At 53.0% G+C, this 19,412-nt stretch carries 28 protein-coding genes; 23 read left to right on the forward strand and 5 right to left on the reverse strand.

All coding sequences use genetic code 11. The features are described 5' to 3' along the window. Positions 1-217: 217 nt before the first annotated feature. The 3 genes from SK34_RS25125 to SK34_RS14830 all read right to left on the reverse strand — a co-directional run bounded on the left by SK34_RS25125 (position 218) and on the right by SK34_RS14830 (position 3,667). Positions 218-1,270 carry a phage integrase gene (locus SK34_RS25125; RefSeq protein ID WP_048233327.1) on the reverse strand — a complete coding sequence of 351 codons (1,053 nt, stop codon included), beginning with the start codon at positions 1,268-1,270 and terminating at the stop codon, positions 218-220. An 82-nt stretch (positions 1,271-1,352) separates the two neighbouring features. Beyond that, entirely contained in the window at positions 1,353-3,050 is a 1,698-nt protein-coding gene (locus SK34_RS14825) for an SNIPE associated domain-containing protein (RefSeq protein ID WP_048233329.1), read from the reverse strand. A 20-nt stretch (positions 3,051-3,070) separates the two neighbouring features. After that, on the reverse strand, positions 3,071-3,667 hold the full coding sequence (locus SK34_RS14830) for a phage repressor protein CI (protein WP_048233330.1): 597 nt from the start codon (positions 3,665-3,667) through the stop codon (positions 3,071-3,073). A gap of 95 nt (positions 3,668-3,762) precedes the next feature. Between SK34_RS14830 and SK34_RS14835 the strand changes: the two genes are divergently transcribed. From SK34_RS14835 to SK34_RS14885, 12 genes are all read left to right on the forward strand, one after another. After that, positions 3,763-3,984, forward strand: a complete 222-nt coding sequence (locus tag SK34_RS14835) for a regulator for prophage (protein ID WP_004201303.1) — start codon at positions 3,763-3,765, stop codon at positions 3,982-3,984. A 32-nt stretch (positions 3,985-4,016) separates the two neighbouring features. Continuing rightward, positions 4,017-4,526, forward strand: coding sequence for a phage regulatory CII family protein (locus tag SK34_RS14840; protein WP_048233334.1), 510 nt, complete (start codon positions 4,017-4,019; stop codon positions 4,524-4,526). Positions 4,527-4,533: 7 nt separating this feature from the next. Beyond that, a complete protein-coding gene (locus SK34_RS23955; protein WP_000956168.1) occupies positions 4,534-4,734 on the forward strand; it encodes a phage filamentation protein Fil family protein in 201 nt (66 codons plus the stop codon). Further along, entirely contained in the window at positions 4,698-5,039 is a 342-nt protein-coding gene (locus SK34_RS14845; RefSeq protein ID WP_048233336.1) for a DUF5347 family protein, read from the forward strand. The genes SK34_RS23955 and SK34_RS14845 overlap by 37 nt, the downstream gene beginning before the upstream one ends. A gap of 67 nt (positions 5,040-5,106) precedes the next feature. After that, a complete protein-coding gene (locus SK34_RS14850) occupies positions 5,107-5,340 on the forward strand; it encodes a DUF2732 family protein (protein WP_048233337.1) in 234 nt (77 codons plus the stop codon). Continuing rightward, positions 5,340-5,567 (forward strand): TraR/DksA family transcriptional regulator, encoded by a 228-nt coding sequence (locus SK34_RS14855; RefSeq protein ID WP_048233339.1) that lies wholly within the window; start codon positions 5,340-5,342, stop codon positions 5,565-5,567. Before SK34_RS14850 ends, SK34_RS14855 begins: the two co-directional genes overlap by 1 nt. Beyond that, positions 5,564-6,418, forward strand: a complete 855-nt coding sequence (locus SK34_RS14860) for a DNA adenine methylase (RefSeq protein WP_048233341.1) — start codon at positions 5,564-5,566, stop codon at positions 6,416-6,418. Before SK34_RS14855 ends, SK34_RS14860 begins: the two co-directional genes overlap by 4 nt. After that, positions 6,415-7,413: a DNA cytosine methyltransferase gene (locus tag SK34_RS14865; protein ID WP_048233343.1), complete on the forward strand. Its 999-nt coding sequence runs from the start codon at positions 6,415-6,417 to the stop codon at positions 7,411-7,413. The genes SK34_RS14860 and SK34_RS14865 overlap by 4 nt, the downstream gene beginning before the upstream one ends. Before the next feature lie 17 nt (positions 7,414-7,430). Beyond that, entirely contained in the window at positions 7,431-9,809 is a 2,379-nt protein-coding gene (locus tag SK34_RS14870) for a replication endonuclease (RefSeq protein WP_048233830.1), read from the forward strand. A 158-nt stretch (positions 9,810-9,967) separates the two neighbouring features. Continuing rightward, positions 9,968-10,156: a hypothetical protein gene (locus SK34_RS14875; protein ID WP_001154444.1), complete on the forward strand. Its 189-nt coding sequence runs from the start codon at positions 9,968-9,970 to the stop codon at positions 10,154-10,156. 11 nt (positions 10,157-10,167) lie between these two features. Then, the gene (locus SK34_RS14880) at positions 10,168-10,401 is read left to right on the forward strand and encodes a DinI family protein (RefSeq protein ID WP_019077494.1); all 234 of its coding nucleotides are present in this window, start codon (positions 10,168-10,170) and stop codon (positions 10,399-10,401) included. A gap of 73 nt (positions 10,402-10,474) precedes the next feature. Further along, positions 10,475-10,735, forward strand: a complete 261-nt coding sequence (locus tag SK34_RS14885) for a hypothetical protein (RefSeq protein WP_019077493.1) — start codon at positions 10,475-10,477, stop codon at positions 10,733-10,735. Between the two features lie 315 nt (positions 10,736-11,050). Here SK34_RS14885 and SK34_RS14890 read toward each other — a convergent pair whose 3' ends face one another. Next, positions 11,051-12,103 carry a phage portal protein gene (locus tag SK34_RS14890; protein WP_001528593.1) on the reverse strand — a complete coding sequence of 351 codons (1,053 nt, stop codon included), beginning with the start codon at positions 12,101-12,103 and terminating at the stop codon, positions 11,051-11,053. Next, positions 12,103-13,869, reverse strand: a complete 1,767-nt coding sequence (locus SK34_RS14895) for a terminase ATPase subunit family protein (RefSeq protein ID WP_048233346.1) — start codon at positions 13,867-13,869, stop codon at positions 12,103-12,105. The genes SK34_RS14890 and SK34_RS14895 overlap by 1 nt, the downstream gene beginning before the upstream one ends. Positions 13,870-14,011: 142 nt before the next feature. On the opposite strand from SK34_RS14895, the gene SK34_RS14900 reads away from it, so the two are divergent. The 11 genes from SK34_RS14900 (at position 14,012) to SK34_RS14945 (ending at position 19,387) form a co-directional block, all read left to right on the forward strand. Continuing rightward, entirely contained in the window at positions 14,012-14,845 is an 834-nt protein-coding gene (locus tag SK34_RS14900; protein WP_048233347.1) for a GPO family capsid scaffolding protein, read from the forward strand. 16 nt (positions 14,846-14,861) lie between these two features. Next, positions 14,862-15,929 carry a phage major capsid protein, P2 family gene (locus SK34_RS14905; protein WP_048233349.1) on the forward strand — a complete coding sequence of 356 codons (1,068 nt, stop codon included), beginning with the start codon at positions 14,862-14,864 and terminating at the stop codon, positions 15,927-15,929. A gap of 3 nt (positions 15,930-15,932) precedes the next feature. After that, positions 15,933-16,583: a phage terminase small subunit gene (gpM, locus tag SK34_RS14910; protein ID WP_000059172.1), complete on the forward strand. Its 651-nt coding sequence runs from the start codon at positions 15,933-15,935 to the stop codon at positions 16,581-16,583. A gap of 93 nt (positions 16,584-16,676) precedes the next feature. Next, positions 16,677-17,141: a head completion/stabilization protein gene (locus SK34_RS14915; protein WP_048233350.1), complete on the forward strand. Its 465-nt coding sequence runs from the start codon at positions 16,677-16,679 to the stop codon at positions 17,139-17,141. Continuing rightward, entirely contained in the window at positions 17,141-17,344 is a 204-nt protein-coding gene (locus SK34_RS14920; protein WP_000868184.1) for a tail protein X, read from the forward strand. The genes SK34_RS14915 and SK34_RS14920 overlap by 1 nt, the downstream gene beginning before the upstream one ends. 3 nt (positions 17,345-17,347) lie before the next feature. Continuing rightward, complete coding sequence (locus SK34_RS14925; protein WP_000171565.1) at positions 17,348-17,563, forward strand: HP1 family phage holin; 216 nt, start codon at positions 17,348-17,350, stop codon at positions 17,561-17,563. Next, positions 17,544-18,053 carry a lysozyme gene (locus SK34_RS14930; RefSeq protein WP_048233351.1) on the forward strand — a complete coding sequence of 170 codons (510 nt, stop codon included), beginning with the start codon at positions 17,544-17,546 and terminating at the stop codon, positions 18,051-18,053. The genes SK34_RS14925 and SK34_RS14930 overlap by 20 nt, the downstream gene beginning before the upstream one ends. Before the next feature lie 4 nt (positions 18,054-18,057). Beyond that, positions 18,058-18,435, forward strand: coding sequence for a DNZ54_00345 family protein (locus SK34_RS14935; protein ID WP_001528673.1), 378 nt, complete (start codon positions 18,058-18,060; stop codon positions 18,433-18,435). After that, entirely contained in the window at positions 18,432-18,860 is a 429-nt protein-coding gene (lysB, locus tag SK34_RS14940) for an Rz-like lysis system protein LysB (RefSeq protein ID WP_162926034.1), read from the forward strand. The genes SK34_RS14935 and lysB overlap by 4 nt, the downstream gene beginning before the upstream one ends. Continuing rightward, positions 18,748-18,993 carry an Rz1-like lysis system protein LysC gene (gene lysC, locus SK34_RS24975; protein WP_072600794.1) on the forward strand — a complete coding sequence of 82 codons (246 nt, stop codon included), beginning with the start codon at positions 18,748-18,750 and terminating at the stop codon, positions 18,991-18,993. The genes lysB and lysC overlap by 113 nt, the downstream gene beginning before the upstream one ends. Further along, positions 18,956-19,387 (forward strand): phage tail protein, encoded by a 432-nt coding sequence (locus SK34_RS14945; protein WP_048233352.1) that lies wholly within the window; start codon positions 18,956-18,958, stop codon positions 19,385-19,387. The genes lysC and SK34_RS14945 overlap by 38 nt, the downstream gene beginning before the upstream one ends. Positions 19,388-19,412 lie beyond the last annotated feature (25 nt).

The raw sequence follows: 19,412 nt of genomic DNA on the forward strand, positions 1-19,412 counted from the left end.
GGTGTTGGTGTTGGTGTTGGTGTTGGTGTTGGTGTTGGTGTTGGTGTTGGTGTTGGTGTTGGTGTTGGTGTTGGTGTTGGTGTTGGTGTTGGTGTACGTGATTGATTTTTTCAGTAGTAAATTTCAGGCAACAAAAAACCCATTTATGTAAATGGGTTAGTGAAAACAATGAGTTGCAAGATAATCAATAAGTTAGTTTGGTGATGAGAAGTGACGATTACGGGGTATTGCCAGCCGCTGCCGCCACTTTGTCGCCACTTGGCAACGTAGCCAACGGGTTAAAGCGCAGGGCGGTTTCAAGGTGGTCAGGCGCAAGATGAGCATAGCGCATGGTCATTTTTATGTCGTGGTGACCCAGGATTTTCTGGAGGGCAAGGATGTTCCCACCTGACATCATAAAGTGTGCTGCAAACGTGTGGCGCAGAACGTGGGTAAGCTGCCCGCGAGGAAGCACGATGGAAGTTTTATCCATCACAGATAAAAACTGAAAGTAGCAGTCAGTAAAGAACTTGAAGCCGTCCAGGGCAATGATTTCCTCATACAACTCTTTGCTGATAGGAATGCTGCGGTTTTTTTTGCCTTTGGTCCTGACGAACGTGATTCGATACTTTGTAACTTGAGAGCGAGTGAGGTTCACTGCCTCGCGCCAGCGTGCTCCGGTGCTCAGACAGATTTTAACGACCAGAGCGAGCAGGGGGCTTTGGCGGTTGCAGTCGTACAAAAGCTCAGTAATTTGTTCATGCGTCAGCCAGGCCATCTCCTTTTCTGCGATGGTAAATTTGCGCATGTTCTCCAGCGGGTTGGGCGCTGTCCATTCACCTAGTCGGGCCAGCTCGCTAAAAACGCCGCTAAGGTAGCTTTGCTCAAGGTTGATAGTTACCGGGCTGGCACCTTTCTTCCACTTGTCGCTAAAGTAGATTTCCCCTGTAAGGCGTTTATCGCGGTAGTGCGCGAACAATTTGGAACTGAGATCGGTTGCGAGAGGGTTTCCGAGTGCATCGACCATCAGGACCAATTTGTCGTAAACATGCTCGCCAGCTGTCAGGGATTTGCCGTGCAGTTTGAACCAGAGTTCAACCACGTCTTTCAGAGTTCGACGGTCTACCGATTCACCCAGCCAAGGCTTAGCTTCTGCCTCATCCATCGTGTGACGCTCAAAAGCTAATGCTTCGCCTTTGGTAGCGAACTGTTTACGCACACGACGCCCGCTGCGTCCGGCAGGGTAGCATTCACAAATCCATTTTCCGGTGTCGAGTTTACGTACTGCCATAAAAAAGCCCTCATGTCTGAGGGCTAAATTTAACTGTATATTCAACCAGTGGTCAATGTATGATTAACGTAAATCATACATGCTATGCAACGATTAGTTCTTCGTTTTCTTCTGTTACTGCGTTGCGCGCATTCTCAATGGCTAAAGACTCTCTATACTCTTTAGCTTCTGCAAACATTGTCCAATGTGCATTAATGTTCATGTTTTCAATAGTAGACTTAATATCCTTTATGCCAACATTGAAGAACTCTTTGCGTGAGTTAACCTTGTTCAATTGCTTGTCGTTAAATACTTTATGCAAGTGGTTTTCTAATGATGGAGCATCATCACTGTAGATCATTGCATGTACATCGAATGAGAATGGCACACTGGCATCGCCAAGTTCACGAATGCGATCCAATGGCTCAAGGCGGCGTGTCATCCCAATTTTATATACATTTTCGCCGAAGGAACCGATGTTACTAATAACATAAACATGGCCTGAGCGTGTTTGCTGTGCCATTGAAATAGCTCGCTGGTTTTTGGCTTCAGCCTCTTCATATTTAGCTTGTAATTCAGCCAATTTCTGTTCGAGAACTAAGCGTTGCTCTTCTCCAGCGAGCATTAATTCTTTGGTCGCCTTATCAATGGCCTGCTGAATGGCTTTTTCTTCTTTTTCAGCTTCTTTTATTGCTTTTTCATACTCTCTGCGAGCTCTTTCCTCTTCGCGAAGTTGTTCTTTAATTCTTCTTTGTTCTTCTTTCTCTTCAAGCATAATTTCATTAACTGCAACACCCCATTTTAGTTCATTAAGTCGTGCTTGAAGATATATGTCACTTATTTTAGCCGACCTAAATGCAGAACCGTTATAATTAACTAGCTGAAAGGCATCTTTTATTTCCTGGGATAGTTTACCGAAGTTGTTATGTTTTATTTTTGATAGAATAGTGTCTACTTTTCCATTGAAAGCATCCAAAACAAAGTTGATTGCAGTAGTGCGTCTATTCTGTTCAACATAATCACACGAGGCTGCTTTATTAGTTCTTATTAATGAATCTGTTAATTCTCTAGCTTTTTTCAACTCCTTACCTGCATCTGTAAACTCATAATTTTCCGCCAACTCATCAAGTACACTGCGATTAGGAATTATCCATTCATCCCCATAGCCATCAATTTTATTCTTCATAGATTTGGCAACGGATTCATATCTTTCTGCAAATTCTTTCGCTTCATAAGCTGACCCAGCAATCTCCTTTGCCCTTTCTTCAGCATTTGAAATTATTTTTACTGCATTATCATTAGCATTTGAGATCAGTTCATTCGCTTTACTGTTTGCATTATCAAGGCGTTCTTTGGCTTTCAAGCGTGCATCGCGAGCGTCTTTGGTGATAGCTATTGCTTCGCTATTTGCATTGCTTATTGTGAGCTGAGCTTGATTATGTGCTTCGTTTACTGTTTTAGCTGCCATTATTTGAGCTGCTTCTATTTTCTGTTTAGCTATAGAGTCGGCTGTCTTAATCTTTTTCTCTGCATCCTGTACCGCGCTGTGTAATTCTGCATATTGCCATAGGGGGGCAGCTCTTCCTTCTAACTCAGAGTGCTCACGTATAGCTTGAGCTATTTTTTTATCGGACTCGATCAATTGATTTGTTAGAGAGTCTCTTTCTTTTTTTAAGTTATCATTCTCTAATGATAAGTTTGTGACGGTTAACTTATTTTTCTTGGCTATTTTGTACAAGATAATAGCCAAGACGGGCGAGGATAATGCTAAAAATAATACTATTATAAGAAATAAATCCATTTCTAAGTCCTTTTATTCTATCAATTTGAAACAGTTGTGCTTCTCACATATGCGATAATTTCTATATCTGAAAAAGCACATTCAAAACTATTATCTACAGTAGAAATTTTAATCATGCTCTTAGGCAGCCTGGTGATGAGCCTAATGGAATAAGTTCCATCAATGTTGATCAACCAGTACCCATCAAGCACTTCTGCAAATTTTTGCTCACAGATGTATGTAGTAGGTCCGTCCAGAACAACAATCGGTGCAGAAAGCTTCGCGGGAAGAAATGACGCGTCAAATACACATGAGCCATCTTCAACCATTTTTCCCGCAACCAGACGAAACTTCACGAGCTCTTCAGTGGTTGCTGTTTGAGAACTTAGCTTAAGACCTTGCCCGGTGGTCAACCAATTGAGCGAAGTGCCTGTTTCCAGGGCACATTGAATTATCCAATCTGCGGGGAAGGTATCTCGCAGGTATCTATTAGCCAATGTGCTTTTTGACACTCCTAAGTGGTCAGCAAGGGCCTGCCGAGTTGTAAATCCATATGCCTCGACCAGTCGCTCAATCGCAGCCTTGCCACCCTGATTGGGATTTATTTTGATCTCATTTGGGTACTTTGATGTTGACATATCTCTTATGCGATCCTAGTATCAATTTCGTTCCCATTTGGGGACTTGTCACGATTACTACCGGCTCACCACAAGCCAATAGGAGATGTTGCATCATGACCCCTAACATTTCAATCACTCTGAATACACCGCACGTCACAATTGAACGCTACAGCGAGCTAACAGGACTGCCTGTAGACACCATTAACGACATGCTCGCTGATGGTCGTTTGCCTCGCCACCGTCTGCGTAAGGACAAGAAGCGCGAGAAAGTGATGATTAACATCGTCGCGCTTACTGTTGATGCGCTTTCTGATTGCAATGTCGCTATTAGTTAGTTCCATTTTGAGATACATCGGAGTCTCTTGCTATGTTTGACTATCGAGTTTCCAAACACCCGCATTTCGATGATGCCTGCCGTGCCTTTGCCTTACGTCATAACATGGCGAAGTTGGCAGAACGCGCTGGCATGAATGTCCAAACCCTGCGCAACAAGCTAAACCCGGAGCAACCTCACCAGCTTACCGCGCCGGAAATCTGGTTACTTACCGATCTTACTGAGGACTCAACTCTGGTTGACGGTTTTCTGGCGCAGATTCATTGCCTGTCTTGTGTCCCAATAAATGAAGTGGCAAGCGAGAAAATGCCGCATTACGTGCTGAATGCAACAGCAGAGATTGGCCGGGTTGCTGCCAGCGCAGTTTCTGGTGAGCTACAAACCACCGCCAGCCGGCGCCAGGTTATCGACAGCATCAACTCTGTCACTCGTTTGATGGCACTCACCGCTGTTTCATTGCAGGCGCGTTTGCAGGCTAACCCGGCGATGGCAAGCGCGGTAGATACCGTGACGGGCCTCGGCGCTTCGTTCGGTCTGATCTGAGGTGGTTATGCTGACTAAAGAACCATCTTTTGCATCACTGCTCGTTAAGCAAAGTCCTGCAATGCACTGCGGTCATGGCTGGATTATGGGGAAGGATGGCAAGCGCTGGCATCCATGCCGCTCTCAGGATGCGCTGCTGGCTGAGCTGTCCACTAAAAAGCAGGGGAAACCATGGCTATTGAAGGCGATGCTGCGACTGTTCCGCTAAGCGCTGGCCTCCGCTTTAATGGGTTAAACCACATCGCGGAATTAAGGGCGAAAGTGTTTGGCTTAAATATTGATTCAGAACTGGAGCGCTTTATTAGCGATATGCGGGACCAACGGGATATTAACCATGAGCAGAATAAACGCGCACTAGCCGCAATATTCTTTATGGCAAAGATTCCGGCGGAACGTCATAGCGTCAATGTTAGTGAGCTGACGACTGACGAAAAGCGGGAGCTGATTAAAGCAATGAACCATTTCCGTACAGTGGTGAGTTTATTTCCAAATCGGCTAGCCATGCCGAATTAACCCACAACCGAAATTAAAGGCGTAAACCCGCCGGGCTTCTTATTGCCCAAATTCAGGAGAAACAACAATGCGAAATATTGAAACCCGAATCACCAAAACAGGACCAGATGATGCTGGCCTTAACCAGATGCTGACTGATGCGCGCTTGGAAGAACGCCGTGCACGTGCTGCGGCAATGGCAGCCCGTCTTGATAGCCTGGCTTGCCATATCACGTCACGCCAGCTTAATCACGTTGAAACGGCGGAGCTGCTGCGTATTGCGGCTGAAAACATTCAAAACGAAGCGCAGGAGATCCACTGATGGCTGATTCAATGGACCTTGTACAGCAGCGCGTTGAAGAAGAACGTCAGCGCCACATCCACACCGCCCGCAACAGAACGCCAGGCGTTTCCCGTGTGCTTTGCATTGATTGTGAGGCACCGATCCCGCCAGAACGTCGCCGCGCTATTCCGGGCGTGCAGTGCTGTGTCACTTGTCAGGAGATTACGGAGCTGAAAGGCAAACATTACGTAGGGGGGGCTGTATGAGCACTATCCTGAAATGGGCGGGTAATAAAGCCGCTATCATGGCGGAACTGAAAAAACACCTTCCAGCAGGCCCGCGACTGGTTGAACCTTTCGCGGGTTCCTGTGCTGTGATGATGGCGACAGATTATCCTCATTATCTTGTCGCAGATATTAATCCTGATTTGATTAATCTTTATCTGATGATTCAGAAAGACCATGAGGCTGTCATTCAGATAGCTAGGGAGTTATTTAAAGATTTTAATTCGGATGTTCAGTATTACCGTGTCCGCCAGCATTTCAATTACTCAATTTCTAATGAAGTAGAAAAAGCAGCATATTTTCTATATTTAAATCGCCATGGCTATCGTGGCCTTTGCCGTTATAACCAGAAGGGTGAATATAACAATCCATACGGACATTATAAAAAGCCGTACTTCCCCGAAAACGAAATACGCGCTTTTGCCGTGAAAGCTAAACGTGCAATGTTTATTTGTGCCAGTTTTGAGGAAACACTGGCGCTGCTGCAGGCTGGTGATGTTGTTTATTGTGATCCGCCATACGATGGCACATTTAGCGGTTATCACACTGCCGGTTTTACAGAGGACGACCAGTATCATCTGGCGTCTATTCTTGAGCGCCGGTCATCAGAAGGTCATCCGGTTATCGTGTCCAACAGCGACACGTCCCTGACCCGTTCTCTCTATCGCAATTTCTCCCGCTATCAGCTGACGGCAAAGCGCAGCATGGGTGTGGCTGCCGGTGATGGTAAGTCCGCCGTGGAAATCATCGCTACTTCTAAACCTCATCACTGGATTGGTTTTGACCCTGCTGGCGCTCCTGATTGCTGCGTTAAGTATGAGGTGCGGGCGTGAGTGCGTGGGCTTATTACAACGAGATAGACCCGTTTGCAGCTGCGCGGCTGCGTGTACACATGGCTGCCGGTCGCATTATGCCGGGTGTTGTAGATGAAAGGAGTATTGAAGATGTCAGACCCGATGATTTACGAGGATTTGCTCAGGTCCATTTCTTTGCAGGGGTTGGCATTTGGTCATATGCCCTGCGCCGTGTGGGCTGGGAAGACAGCAGAGAAGTCTGGACAGGTTCCTGCCCATGCCAGCCTTTCAGCGCGGCAGGCAAAGGAAAAGGATTTGCTGACGAGCGGCACTTATGGCCCGCCATGCATTGGCTGGTCGGGCAGCGTCGCCCTGTCGTTGTCTTTGGCGAGCAATCTGCAAGTGCTGACGCAAATGACTGGATCGACCTTGTACAGACTGACGTGGAAGCCCTGGGTTATGCCTTCGGGGCGAGTGCGTTTCCGGCTGCGAGCGTCGGTGCCCCGAACATCCGGGACAGAACTTATTGGGTGGCCCACACCCACAGCGAATGCCTGGAAGCATCCCAGCAACGCGGGCCGTCAGGGAGGATTGAACTTGCAGACAGCTGCGCAGCTTTCGGGCTGGACAACTCCGAGCGCCAGCGACAGCAGGCGGGGAGGGCGGGGGATTACCGCGGGCATGTCCGGCAGCAGCCTTGCGCAACAGGTAAAAATGGCTGGCTGGCCTACGCCAACAGCCAGCGACCACAAGGGGGGATATCCTGGGGGGAGGATTCGCAACGGGAAAATATCGACAGATCGTCTGGATGTGGTGGCACAGATTGCAGGCCCGGTCCGGTTAACGGCTTCTGGAAAGATGCTGACTGGCTCAAATGCACAGATGGAAAATGGAGGCCAGTTAAATCCGGCCTTGAGCCTTTGGTTAATGGGGCTGCCTCCAGAGTGGGACGAATTCGAACCTACGGAAACGCCTTAAACGCAGAGGCGGCAGTAGTATTCATCAAGTCTTACATGATGGGGGCTGGACTGTGAAGTTGACCAGCTTCGAAATGGTGGCGGCCGGCGGCTCGAATGAGGCCGCCGCAGCCTTTCCATGGAATACCCCAAAAAAAGCGGTTAACCCCTATCTGGACCCGGCGGAAGTTGCGCCGGAGTCTGCGCTTTCAAACCTCATCACTCTGTACGCTGCGGATAACGAGCAGGAGCATCTGCGCCGTGAGGCGCTGAGTGATAAGGTTTGGGAACGTTATTTCTTCAATGAATCCCGCGATCCTGTCCAGCGTGAAATGGAGCAGGATCGGCTGATTAGCCATGCCAAAATGGCCCGCGAACAGCAGCGCGTTAATCCCGATTTGGTGATTATTGCCGATGTTAGCGCCATGCCTGCCCATATCAGCAAGCCTTTGCTGGAGCGGATTAAATACTTCCATAGCCTGGGCAGGGCTAAAGCTTATTCCCGCTATCTGCGCGAAACAATCAGGCCTTGTCTGGAGCGGCTGGAGCGCGTGCGTGACAGCCAGGTGTCTGCGTCTTTCCGGTTCATGGCGAGCCAGGACGGGCTGGAGGGGCTGCTGGTACTGCCTGAAATGAATCAGGAGCAGGTCAAGCGCCTTTCCACGCTGGTTGCGGCACATATGAGCATGTGTCTTGATGCGGCCTGCGGTGATCTGTTTGTCAGTGACGATGTTAAACCAGAAGAAATCCGCCAGGCATGGGAAAGGGTTGCTGCAGAAGCCATGCGCCTTGAGGTCATCCCGCCTGCCTTTGAGCAGTTGCGCCGCAAAAAGCGCCGCCGCAAGCCGGTGCCTTATGAACTGATCCCACCGTCGCTGGCGCGCATGCTGTGCGCGGACTGGTGGTATCGCAAATTGTGGCAGATGCGCTGCGAGTGGCGGGAGGAGCAGCTGCGCGCCGTCTGCCTGGTCAACAAGAAAGCGTCCCCGTATGTCAGCTATGAAGCCGTGATCCACAAACGCGAGCAGCGCCGCAAATCGCTGGAGTTCTTCCGCTCGCATGAACTGGTCAACGAAGACGGTGACACGCTGGATATGGAAGATGTGGTGAACGCCAGCAACAGCAACCCGGCGCACCGCCGTAATGAAATGATGGCCTGTGTTAAAGGGCTGGAGCTGATCGCGGAAATGCGCGGAGACTGCGCCGTGTTCTATACCATCACCTGCCCGTCACGCTTCCACGCAACCCTCAACAACGGCAGACCTAATCCGAAATGGACCAGCGCCACGGTCCGGCAGAGCAGTGACTATCTGGTTGATACATTCGCCGCTTTCCGCAAGGCCATGCACAAAGCAGGGCTGCGCTGGTACGGCGTCCGCGTTGCAGAGCCGCACCATGACGGCACTGTGCACTGGCATCTTCTGTGCTTTATGCGCAAAAAAGACCGTCGTTCCATCACCGCGCTGCTGCGTAAGTTTGCCATCCGTGAAGACCGCGAGGAGCTGGGCACCAATACCGGACCGCGCTTCAAGTCCGAGCTAATCAACCCGCGCAAGGGCACACCGACAAGCTACATCGCCAAATACATCAGTAAGAACATCGACGGGCGTGGGCTGGCTAAAGAAATCAGCAAAGAAACCGGCAGATCACTGCGTGACAGCGCCGAGCATGTCAGCGCCTGGGCGTCACTGCACCGTGTCCAGCAATTTCGTTTCTTTGGTATTCCGGGGCGCCAGGCATACCGCGAGCTGCGCTTGCTGGCTGGTCAGGCGGCGAGAGTACAGGGCGAACGCAAAGCGGGGGCGCCTGTACTGGATAATCCACGTCTGGATGCGGTACTGGCGGCTGCAGATGCGGGTTGCTTTGCCACCTACATCATGAAGCAGGGCGGTGTACTGGTTCCCCGCAAACATCACCTTGTCCGCACTGCTTATGAGCTTAACGACGAACCGAGCGCCTACGGCGATCACGGTATCCGTATCTATGGCATCTGGTCCCCGATTGCAGAGGGCAAGATTTGCACGCACGCGATGAAGTGGAAAAAGGTTCGTAAGGCCGTTGACGTTCAGGAGGCGGCAGCCGACCAGGGCGCTTGCGCCCCTTGGACTCGTGGCAATAACTGTCCCCCTGTTGAAAATCTGAACAAATCAGGGGGTGATTTACCCGATATTAAAACCATGGATGAGAAGGCGCTGCAGGAATATCTCCACAACATGGGCCAGAAGGAACGGCGGGAGCTGACAGCCAGGTTGAGACTGGTAAAACCGAAGCGGAAAAAAGCATACATACAGAGTATTTCGGAGCAGCAGCGCCTGCAGCTTGAGGCAGAACTGACTGCCAGAGGGTTTGAAGGTAGTGCATCTGAGATTGATTTGCTTCTGCGTGGCGGCAGCATTCCATCCGGTGCCGGTTTACGTATTTTTTACCGTAACCAGAGGCTGCAGGAAGATGACAAATGGCGTCAATGGTACTAAGGATGCTGTTTAACATTTCGTGCTTTATTGACTAGCGTCAGTACATCCAATTAACTGACAAAAAAGAGTTTTACATTTTTTCTTTCCTACTATACTGTTTATATAAACAGTGGGTATATATACAGTATTTGTGTATCCGTGTAATGATAGGAGGGAAGATGCAGGACTATCTTTTGGAGTCATTGAAGCTCCAGCGTATTGATTTTTTTATCAAGCTTGTAGCGGCTAGTGAGTGCAGCGACGAAGAAAAGCGGCTGGCTATCCAGTGGGTGTCCGAACTGACAGACGAGTTGATGGCGAAAATTCGCAGCCATGAATACAGCCGGTCAATGGACGTTACCAGTTAAAGGGAATCTGTATGCGCATTGAAATAATGATCGATAAAGAGCAGAAGATTAGCCAGGCCACACTGGAAGCCCTTGAATCCGAGCTTTACCGTAATTTGCGCCCTCTGTATCCCAAAACAGCAATTCGTATCCGTAAGGGCAGTGCCAATGGTGTTGAACTGAGCGGGTTAAAACTGGATGAAGACAAAAAGCGAGTGATGGAAATAATGCAGCAGGTCTGGGAGGACGACAGCTGGTTACATTAGATAACGTTGTGAGAGGCAGAACGTAGTTCTGGCGCTCGCAAGGTTGAACAACGAGCTATGCGAGGCGTTAGCTATGGGGTCTAAAGACAACAAGTATCAAATTGTATATCGCGGTCAAACGCTAGAAACAATCATTCCAGGTCAGTGGGTTTTCTTTCAACGCCCAAAAGAGTGCGGCGGCGGATACTGGATGGGAAGAACTTATGATGACTGTTTCTGGCTTGAGCTGGAGTATCCGGTGTCTTTATCTGATGGACTTGGTTACTTGATAGTTATTACGAAAGTCGAAGCCACAAGTCATGAATTTGATGCAAATTATTCTCTGTTTGACTGATTTCGTCGTAGTGCATGACTATGCCGCATGAAAACGCATGATCGTTTAAGGATCGTTTATGCTGAGGCCCGCCAGAACTGGCGGGCTTTTGCCTGTCTCATGCCGGTGCATGAAAACCACTACATAAAGCGGGCAGGCGTGGCGGGGATACGAGCGCGCGCAATGGGGTGAAATGGTGAAAATCCGGCACAATATCAGGCACGCTGGCGGATTCAATCTCTAAGGGAAAGGGAGCAGCAGCAAAAAAGAAGCGCCCCGCAGAATGCTGCTGGGGCGCTGTGAATGGGCATCTCTTTGAAATGGTGCTGAAGTAGGTTAGTTGCGCTTGCTTTTTAAACCCAGGTCGTAAGGCTCAAAGCGGATCACTTCTTCGCCCAGCCAGTCGTTAAGCTCCTGCAGTCGCTTCTGCAGCGGCATCAGCTCGTTGCGAACAAAGACACGGCTGGCCTTTTCCACATCACCAAAGCCGCCGGTATTGTTGGGAATAATACCCATCATCTGCGGCGGTACGCGGTGCGCTGCCATCATGTCATCGCGGCTGACGTTCTTGATGTTCAGAAACTCATCCTTTGCAGCAACCTCCGATAACGGGATGATCTGGATGCCGTCCTTTTTACCGTTGGGTGAATACATAAACAGGTTACGGAAGTTACCAGGTCCTTTGGCGCTTTTCATTGCCTGGCGGATATTGTTCACATCCTCCTGGTTCTGTGCTGCGTCGGTCATGTACATGATGAAACCCGCGTGGCTGCCGTTGATGTAATACTTCCGGCGGAACAGCGTGGCGGACTCGTTGAGCAAGGTTGACGGAATGGCGGAGAGATAGCCGGGCAGCCCGTAAATCTCCTGGTTAATATCCGGCTCCATCAGGTGAAAAATGTTGCCCTGTGTAAATTCATAGGGCTGCGTGGTCAGGCCGTACTGCACAAACCAGTAGGTGTCGAGGTCCACGCCACGGCGTGTGTACTTCGCCAGTGCTGGCTCCAGTGAGAGAACGCCGCCAAGCCGGTTGGTGCGCTTTTCCAGATAGGCGTTACCGAACACCAGATAATCCTGGACGAAACGGGCAAAAGCCTGCTGGCTGAGTAGGCGGTGCGGGATGTACGTACTGCTGAGAATGTCACGTTTAACCGCTATCGGTGAGCTGTGATGCACAGCGGCGCGGTAGGTTCGCGCCAGCCCGTCAAAGCTTACTGGCGGCTCATACCATCTGTCCATCTGTACGCATTCCACATAGTCCAGCAGCTCGCGGCGATCCAGCACCGGGATCGGGTCACCAAAGCTGAAAGCCTCGGCAGTTACGCCTGCGTTTTTAGGCGCCGTAGCTTCTGTTGGCGTTGGGCTGGTTAAGGCTTCGGGTTCACTCATCAAAAAATCTCCACAATATTGCTGGTATTGGCGGATTCGCCCTGCAGCGGTTCGTTAAACAGTGCGTGCATCGTTGCCCAGGCCAAATCTGCGTGGCTGGCTTCTTCGCTGCGGCTGGCTTCGTAGGTAGGGCGGTTGCCGCTGGCGGTGGTGGCCCGGCGGATAGCCATAAAGGACTGCGCAATGTCAGTGTGTCCGGCGTCAAACTCCAGACGGCGGTGGCTGATGATGTCGTAGGCCTTGAGCACCAGGGCGTTTTTGACGTTGGGGTTGTAGACAAACTCGCGCACGGCAGGAAAGAACGCTTTCACGTTCTCGTAGACACCGTGACCGACGCCGGTCGAGTCGATGCCGATATAGGTCACGTTGTACTGCTGCGTCAGTTTTTTAATGGCGTCAGCCTGGGCGCGGAAGTCCATCCCGCGCCACTGGTGTCGCTCCAGAATGCGGAACTTGCCGCCCGGCACGGTTGGCGGTGCCACCACCACGCACCCGGCGCTGTCACCGTTCTGCGTGCCTTTCGCCGGGTCGTATCCGATCCAGACTTCGCGCCAGCCAAACGGGCGCAGCGCCAGAGCCTGAAAATCGGTCCAGACTTCCCAGCTGTCCACCATGCACGCCTGCAGTTCGCTGAGCGGGAATACTGACGCCAGATCGTCAATAAATTCGCACATCAGCAGGTTCTGGTATTCGTCCGGGCTGTACTCCATGCGCAGCTGGTCGAGGTCGAACAGGTTACAGCCGCCGCGCACCGCATCCTCCACGGTGACGATCTGGCGGTACTGTCCGTCAGGGCAGAGCAGGCCGCGCGCAAGGTTGCTGTGGGTCAGGTCAATATCCACCTTGTCCACTTTGGCACGGCCCCGGTTAAACAGCGCGCCGGACCAGAACGGATAGGCACTGTGGGTCAGGCTGGACGGCGTGGAGAAGTAGGTTTGTCGCCATTTCTTGTGAATGGCCATACCGGAGGCAACCTTGCGCAGCTCCTGGAATTTCGGTATCCAGAAATATTCATCAAGGTACAGATTGCCGTGGTAGCTCTGCGCCGTGCGGGCGTTGGTGCCGAGGAAGTACAGGCACGCGCCGTTGCTGAGCGTCATCGGGTCGCCTTTCAGCTCAACATCCACCTCTTTTGCAAAGTCGATGATGTACTGCTTAAAGACGTGCGCCTGCGCCTTACTGGCTGAGAGGAAGATCTGGTTGCGCCCGGTGGTGATGGCATCAATCAGCGCTTCGCGGGCAAAAAAGTATGTTGCCCCAATCTGACGTGATTTAAGCAGGTTGCGAATGCGGTGTTTTACGCCTGCCTGCCACCAGTGGCGCTGATATTCAAACATGCCGTTGCGGAAGATTTCTTCCAGCTTTTCGGTCTGTTCATCGGTGAAAACATTCTTTTCGGGCTGGCGGCGCGGCCCTTTGTTACGGTTGGCAACTTTCGGGTTTAAGTCTGCTTCGTTGCCGCCATCGTTAAATTTACCGATCCGGGCGTGGCGCTCTGACTGGCGCGCCAGCAGGTCAATTTCCTTGAAGTCTTTCCCTTCTTTCTGCTCCTTCATAATGAGCTGGCAGTAACGTGCGGCGGTGGTGAGCTGCATCTGATCCAGCGGCCCATAGTCGCCCCACTTGTCGCGCTTCTTCCAGCTGTGAACGGTTGCAACTTTCTCGCCCAGCATTTCAGCAATGCGGGCTACGCGGTATCCCTGAAAGTACAGCAGCATGGCCTGCCGACGGGGATCGAGGTCTGCGGGGGTCAGTGTCGTGTTCATGGCCCAAACATACGGCCTTGGATGGAGGCTTTCCCCGGCTGCGGTTTGTGTGGTTTACCGTACAAATACAGCGCGTTGTCTCACTCCCCCCATCACCGCAAACATAAGGCTCCAGTAAGTTATTTTTAACGGAGCACGGCTCATGACAGTGAAAGCAAAGCGTTTCCGTATCGGGGTGGAAGGTGCCACCACTGACGGGCGCGAGATCCAGCGTGAATGGCTGGTACAGATGGCTGCCAGCTACAACCCGACGGTCTATACCGCGCTGATTAACCTTGAGCACATCAAGTCTTATCTGCCGGACAGCACCTTTAACCGCTACGGCAGGGTGACGGGGCTGGTTGCTGAAGAAATCCAGGACGGCCCGCTGGCGGGCAAGATGGCGCTTTATGCCGATATCGAACCCACGGACGCCCTGGTGGAACTGGTGAAGAAAGGCCAGAAGCTTTTCACCTCCATGGAGGTCAGCACGAAGTTTGCCGACACCGGCAAAGCCTATCTTGTGGGGCTGGGTGCGACGGACGATCCGGCGAGCCTGGGCACCGAAATGCTGGCTTTCAGCGCCAGTGCAGCACATAACCCGCTGGCAAACCGTAAGCTGAACCCTGAAAACCTGTTTTCGGAAGCGGTTGAAACGCTGATTGAACTGGAAGAAGCCCAGGACGAAAAGCCGTCCCTCTTTGCCCGCGTCACCGCGCTGTTCACCAAAAAAGAGCAGGCCGACGATGCGCGATTCTCTGATGTGCATAAAGCCGTGGAGCTGGTCGCTACTGAGCAGCAGATCCTGAGCGAGCGCACTGACAAATCCCTGTCCGATCAGGACCAGCGCCTTTCTGAGCTGGAGTCCTCCCTGCAGGAGCAGCAGACCGCCTTTGCCGAGTTACAGCAGCAGCTGAGCCGTGAAGACAGCCGCAAAGATTACCGCCAGCGCGCGCCGGGCGGTGACGCACCGGCAGGCACCCTGACCAATTGCTGATGGAGCATGAAACCCGATGAAAAAGAAAACCCGCTTTGCCTTTAACGCTTACCTGCAGCAACTGGCGCGCCTGAACGGTGTGGAAGTTGAAGAACTGTCCAGCAAGTTTACCGTGGAGCCGTCCGTGCAGCAGACGCTGGAAGACCAGATCCAGCAGTCCGCCGCTTTCCTGACGCTGATTAACATCACGCCGGTCACTGAGCAGTCCGGTCAGTTGCTGGGGCTGGGCGTGGGCAGCACCATTGCCGGAACCACCGATACCACCACCAAAGAGCGCGAGCCTACCGATCCGACGCTGATGGAAGACGTGGAATACAAATGCGAGCAGACCAACTTTGATACGGTGCTGACCTACGCAAAACTGGACATGTGGGCGAAATTCCAGGACTTCCAGGTGCGTATTCGCAACGCCATCGTCAAGCGTCAGGCGCTGGACCGCATCATGATCGGCTTTAACGGCGTGAAGCGCGCCAAAACCTCCAACCGTGCTGAAAACCCGCTGCTGCAGGACGTCAATAAAGGCTGGCTGCAGAAAATCCGCGAAGACGCGCCGGATCACGTCATGGGCAGCAAAACCGCAGAAGACGGCACCACTACTGCAGAACCAGTAAAAGTAGGTCCGGGTGGTAAGTATGTAAATCTTGACGCGGTGGTGATGGATACCGTCAACGAGCTGATCGATGTGGAGTATCAGGATGATGACGAGCTGGTTGTTGTCTGCGGACGTGAACTGCTGTCTGACAAGTATTTCCCGCTGGTCAACAAAGAGCAGGACAACAGCGAGAAAATCGCCGCCGATCTGATCATCAGCCAGAAACGCATGGGCGGCCTGCAGGCTGTGCGCGCGCCTTTCTTCCCGGCAAATGCCCTGCTGATCACCCGTCTGGATAACCTGTCCATCTACTGGCAGGAAGACACCCGCCGCCGTTCAGTTATCGACAACCCGAAACGCGACCGGATTGAAAACTTTGAATCCGTCAACGAGGCGTATGTGGTCGAGGACTACCGTTGTGCGGCACTGGTGGAAAACATCGAAATCGGTGATTTCACCCCGCCTGCAGCAGAAACAGGAAACGGAGAGTAACGCATGAGCCTGAGTCCCGCACGGCAACACCGCCTGCGCATTCAGGCCGAACAGGCCGCCCGTGAGGGCGGCAGTGTTCGCCATGCGTCGGGGTATGACCTGATGCTGCTGCAACTGGCAGAAGATCGCCGCCGCCTCAAGGGCGTCCAGTCCACGGTGAAAAAGGCGGAAATCAAGGTGGAGCTGCTGCCGAAATATTCCGCCTGGGCGGAGGGCGTGCTGGCTGCCGGAGGTGCGCAGCAGGATGACGTGCTGATGTACGTGATGCTGTGGCGTATCGATGCCGGTGATTATGCCGGTGCGCTGGAAATCGGGCGTCATGCGCTGCGCCATGGCTGGGTGATGCCGCTGGGCAACCGTAACGTGCAGACCGTGCTGGCAGAAGAAATGGCAGACGCGGCGCAAGGCGCTCTGCTAGCCGCAGCAGGTTTTGATGCCGATCTGCTTTTACAGACGCTGGACCTGACAACCGATCTGGATATGCCGGACCAGTCGCGGGCGCGTCTGCATAAAGCCATCGGCGCTGTACTGAGCGAAAGCAACCCGGCATCTGCCCTGAATCATCTTACCCATGCGCTGCAGCTCGATCCCCGCTGCGGTGTGAAAAAAGAAAAGCAGCAGCTGGAGCGCAGACTGCGCAATGACAGCCGCTAAAGAACGTGCCCCGCGCACGGGCGGCACGGGGTGGCGAAAGGCACTGCCACATCAAAACCCCGTCCACCGCCCACTTATTCAGGAGAAAGCCGCATGAAGTTTGTTGCGCCCGAACAGGCACCGGAACAGGCGGAGGTCATCAAAAATACGCCGTTCTGGCCTGATGTGGACCTGTCGGAATTTCGCAGTGTGATGCGTACTGATGGCACGGTGACGCCGCCACGTTTAAAGCAGGTCGTGTTGACGGCAATTTCTGAGGTTAACGCTGAGCTGTACGACTTCCGCAAGCGTCAGCAGATGCTGGGCTGGCGGACACTTGCTGAGGTTCCCGCAGAAATGCTGGACGGCAAAAGCGAGCGTATCCGGCACTACCACAACGCCGTTTTTTGCTGGGCGCGCGCCGTGCTCAATGAGCGTTATCAGGACTATGACGCCACGGCGTCAGGCGTGAAGCGAGGGGAGGAGCTGTCGGAGGCCAGCGGCGATCTGTGGCGTGATGCCCGATGGGCTATCAGCCGGGTGCAGGATGCACCGCACTGTACGGTGGAGCTTATCTGATGAAAGTGCGTGCGCATCAGTATGACACGGTGGACGCGCTTTGCTGGCGTCATTACGGGCGCACGCAGGGTGTCACTGAGCAGGTTCTGCAGGCAAATCCGGGGCTGGCTGAGTACGGCCCATTTTTACCGCACGGGCTGCAGGTGGAGCTGCCGGACATTACGGCGTCAACCACGGCGCAGACCGTCCAGCTATGGGACTGAATTATGACGCTTGAACGAATCAGCGCCTTTATCACTTACTGCATCGCCGTGCTGCTGGCATGGCTGGGCGATCTGTCGCTCAAGGATGCGTCAACGGTTGGCGGCGTACTGATTGGTGTGCTGATGCTGGCTATCAACTGGTACTACAAACACCAGTCTTTCAAATTGTTACGTGGCGGCAAAATTTCGCGGGGGGAATATGAATCCTTCAATCGTTAAGCGCTGCCTTGTCGGGGCGGTGCTGGCTATCGCCGCCACGCTGCCCGGTTTCCAGTCGCTTCATACCTCCGTTGAGGGGCTGAAACTGATCGCCGATTACGAGGGATGCCGCCTGCAGCCTTATCAGTGCAGCGCGGGCGTGTGGACCGACGGGATCGGCAATACGTCCGGTGTGGTGCCGGGCAAAACTATCACGGAACGGCAGGCGGCGCAGGGACTTATCACCAATGTGCTGCGCGTGGAGCGGGCGCTGGAAAAATGTGTGGTGCAGCCGGTGCCGCAAAAGGTCTATGACGCGGTGGTGTCGTTTGCTTTCAACGTGGGCACCGGCAACGCCTGCAACTCCACGCTGGTTAAGTTGCTGAACCAGCGGCGCTGGGCGGATGCCTGCCATCAACTGCCGCGCTGGGTATATGTCAAAGGTGTGTTTAATCAGGGGCTGGACAACCGCCGCGCGCGGGAAATGGCCTGGTGCTTAAAAGGAGCATAACGGAATGAAAAAGAAAGTCATGAGCGTTTTTTTCCAGCTGGCATGGGCTGCGCTGTTGGTTATCAGCCTGCTGTATCCTCGCAGCGTTGCGCCGGTTCTGGTTGGTGCGTCTGTCTGGGTGTCATGCTTCCTCGCCTGGCTGCTTGCTGCGCTGTGCGCTGTAGGGTGGTTCGCCGGAGATCGGGCGCGCGATGAGGTCAGGGCGGCATTGCTGAAATTCAGGGCGCACCCCGTAAAACCCGTGCGTACATGGGTAATCAGGCTGCTTATTGTTCTGTGCCTGGCGTTTTCTGGATGGGTGATCACCCTGGTGTTTTACCTGCTGACGCTGGTTCTGTATCAGATTGCCCGCGCGCCGCTTCATGAGCCGATGGCGGCCTGATGCGTGCGCTGGCGGTAGTGCTGGCGCTGGCACTTGCGGCGCTGGGCTGGCAGTCGTGGCGGCTTAACAATGCCAGCCACACTATCGAGACGCAGGGCGCGGCGCTGAAAAGCAAAACGCAGGAGCTGACGAAGAAAAACAGCCAACTGATCGGCCTGTCCATTCTGACCGAAACCAACAGCCGGGAGCAGGCGCGGCTTTATGCGGCAGCGGAACAGACCACCGCACTTCTGCGCAGCCGCCAGCACCGGATCGAGGAACTGAAACGTGAAAATGAGGATTTGCGCCGCTGGGCTGATACTCCTTTGCCTGCTGACATTATCCGGCTGCGGGAGCGTCCGGCCCTCGCCGGAGGTGCAGCTTACCGTGAGTGGCTGTCCCAGAGTGACGCAGTGCCGTCTGGAAAGGTCAGCGCCGCGCAGTAACGGCGATCTGAACGCGGTGCTGGATGAAACCGAGGCCGCCTGGGCGGTCTGTGCAGACAAAGTGGACACGATTATTGCGTGTCAGGAGCGAGACAGTGAACAAACCGCAGTCCTTACGCAGCGCCCTGAATAAAGCGATTGCTTATGTCCGCGACAACCCGGACAAGCTGCACCTTTTCGTTGATAACGGCTCACTGGTGGCAACCGGTGCCAGCTCTATGTCATGGGAATACCGCTACACCCTGAACGTGGTGATCGAGGATTTCAGCGGCGACCAGAATCTGCTGATGGCTCCTGTGCTGCTGTGGCTAAGTGACAACCAGCCGGATGCTATCAATAACCCGGAGCTGCGCGAAAAACTGTTCACCTTTGAAGTGGATATTCTGCGCAACGATGTGTGCGATATCAGCCTGAACCTGCAACTGACGGAGCGCGTGCTGGTCAGCACTGACGGCAGCGTGTCAAGCGTTGAAGCGGTGCCGGAGCCGGACGAACCCGAAGAAATGTGGACGGTGAAACGTGGATGAACTGCAGAGGGTGGATGACTGGCTG

Source organism: Citrobacter sp. MGH104, assembly GCF_001034485.1.
Classification (GTDB): domain Bacteria; phylum Pseudomonadota; class Gammaproteobacteria; order Enterobacterales; family Enterobacteriaceae; genus Citrobacter; species Citrobacter freundii.

Bases quoted from the DNA above. Each gene is read 5' to 3' on its own strand.
- SK34_RS25125 (WP_048233327.1), bottom strand. From the start codon at position 1,270: ATGGCAGTACGTAAACTCGACACCGGAAAATGGATTTGTGAATGCTAC.
- SK34_RS14825 (WP_048233329.1), bottom strand. From the start codon at position 3,050: ATGGATTTATTTCTTATAATAGTATTATTTTTAGCATTATCCTCGCCC.
- SK34_RS14830 (WP_048233330.1), bottom strand. From the start codon at position 3,667: ATGTCAACATCAAAGTACCCAAATGAGATCAAAATAAATCCCAATCAG.
- SK34_RS14835 (WP_004201303.1), top strand. From the start codon at position 3,763: ATGACCCCTAACATTTCAATCACTCTGAATACACCGCACGTCACAATT.
- SK34_RS14840 (WP_048233334.1), top strand. From the start codon at position 4,017: ATGTTTGACTATCGAGTTTCCAAACACCCGCATTTCGATGATGCCTGC.
- SK34_RS23955 (WP_000956168.1), top strand. From the start codon at position 4,534: ATGCTGACTAAAGAACCATCTTTTGCATCACTGCTCGTTAAGCAAAGT.
- SK34_RS14845 (WP_048233336.1), top strand. From the start codon at position 4,698: ATGGCTATTGAAGGCGATGCTGCGACTGTTCCGCTAAGCGCTGGCCTC.
- SK34_RS14850 (WP_048233337.1), top strand. From the start codon at position 5,107: ATGCGAAATATTGAAACCCGAATCACCAAAACAGGACCAGATGATGCT.
- SK34_RS14855 (WP_048233339.1), top strand. From the start codon at position 5,340: ATGGCTGATTCAATGGACCTTGTACAGCAGCGCGTTGAAGAAGAACGT.
- SK34_RS14860 (WP_048233341.1), top strand. From the start codon at position 5,564: ATGAGCACTATCCTGAAATGGGCGGGTAATAAAGCCGCTATCATGGCG.
- SK34_RS14870 (WP_048233830.1), top strand. From the start codon at position 7,431: ATGGTGGCGGCCGGCGGCTCGAATGAGGCCGCCGCAGCCTTTCCATGG.
- SK34_RS14875 (WP_001154444.1), top strand. From the start codon at position 9,968: ATGCAGGACTATCTTTTGGAGTCATTGAAGCTCCAGCGTATTGATTTT.
- SK34_RS14880 (WP_019077494.1), top strand. From the start codon at position 10,168: ATGCGCATTGAAATAATGATCGATAAAGAGCAGAAGATTAGCCAGGCC.
- SK34_RS14885 (WP_019077493.1), top strand. From the start codon at position 10,475: ATGGGGTCTAAAGACAACAAGTATCAAATTGTATATCGCGGTCAAACG.
- SK34_RS14890 (WP_001528593.1), bottom strand. From the start codon at position 12,103: ATGAGTGAACCCGAAGCCTTAACCAGCCCAACGCCAACAGAAGCTACG.
- SK34_RS14895 (WP_048233346.1), bottom strand. From the start codon at position 13,869: ATGAACACGACACTGACCCCCGCAGACCTCGATCCCCGTCGGCAGGCC.
- SK34_RS14900 (WP_048233347.1), top strand. From the start codon at position 14,012: ATGACAGTGAAAGCAAAGCGTTTCCGTATCGGGGTGGAAGGTGCCACC.
- SK34_RS14905 (WP_048233349.1), top strand. From the start codon at position 14,862: ATGAAAAAGAAAACCCGCTTTGCCTTTAACGCTTACCTGCAGCAACTG.
- gpM (WP_000059172.1), top strand. From the start codon at position 15,933: ATGAGCCTGAGTCCCGCACGGCAACACCGCCTGCGCATTCAGGCCGAA.
- SK34_RS14915 (WP_048233350.1), top strand. From the start codon at position 16,677: ATGAAGTTTGTTGCGCCCGAACAGGCACCGGAACAGGCGGAGGTCATC.
- SK34_RS14920 (WP_000868184.1), top strand. From the start codon at position 17,141: ATGAAAGTGCGTGCGCATCAGTATGACACGGTGGACGCGCTTTGCTGG.
- SK34_RS14925 (WP_000171565.1), top strand. From the start codon at position 17,348: ATGACGCTTGAACGAATCAGCGCCTTTATCACTTACTGCATCGCCGTG.
- SK34_RS14930 (WP_048233351.1), top strand. From the start codon at position 17,544: ATGAATCCTTCAATCGTTAAGCGCTGCCTTGTCGGGGCGGTGCTGGCT.
- SK34_RS14935 (WP_001528673.1), top strand. From the start codon at position 18,058: ATGAAAAAGAAAGTCATGAGCGTTTTTTTCCAGCTGGCATGGGCTGCG.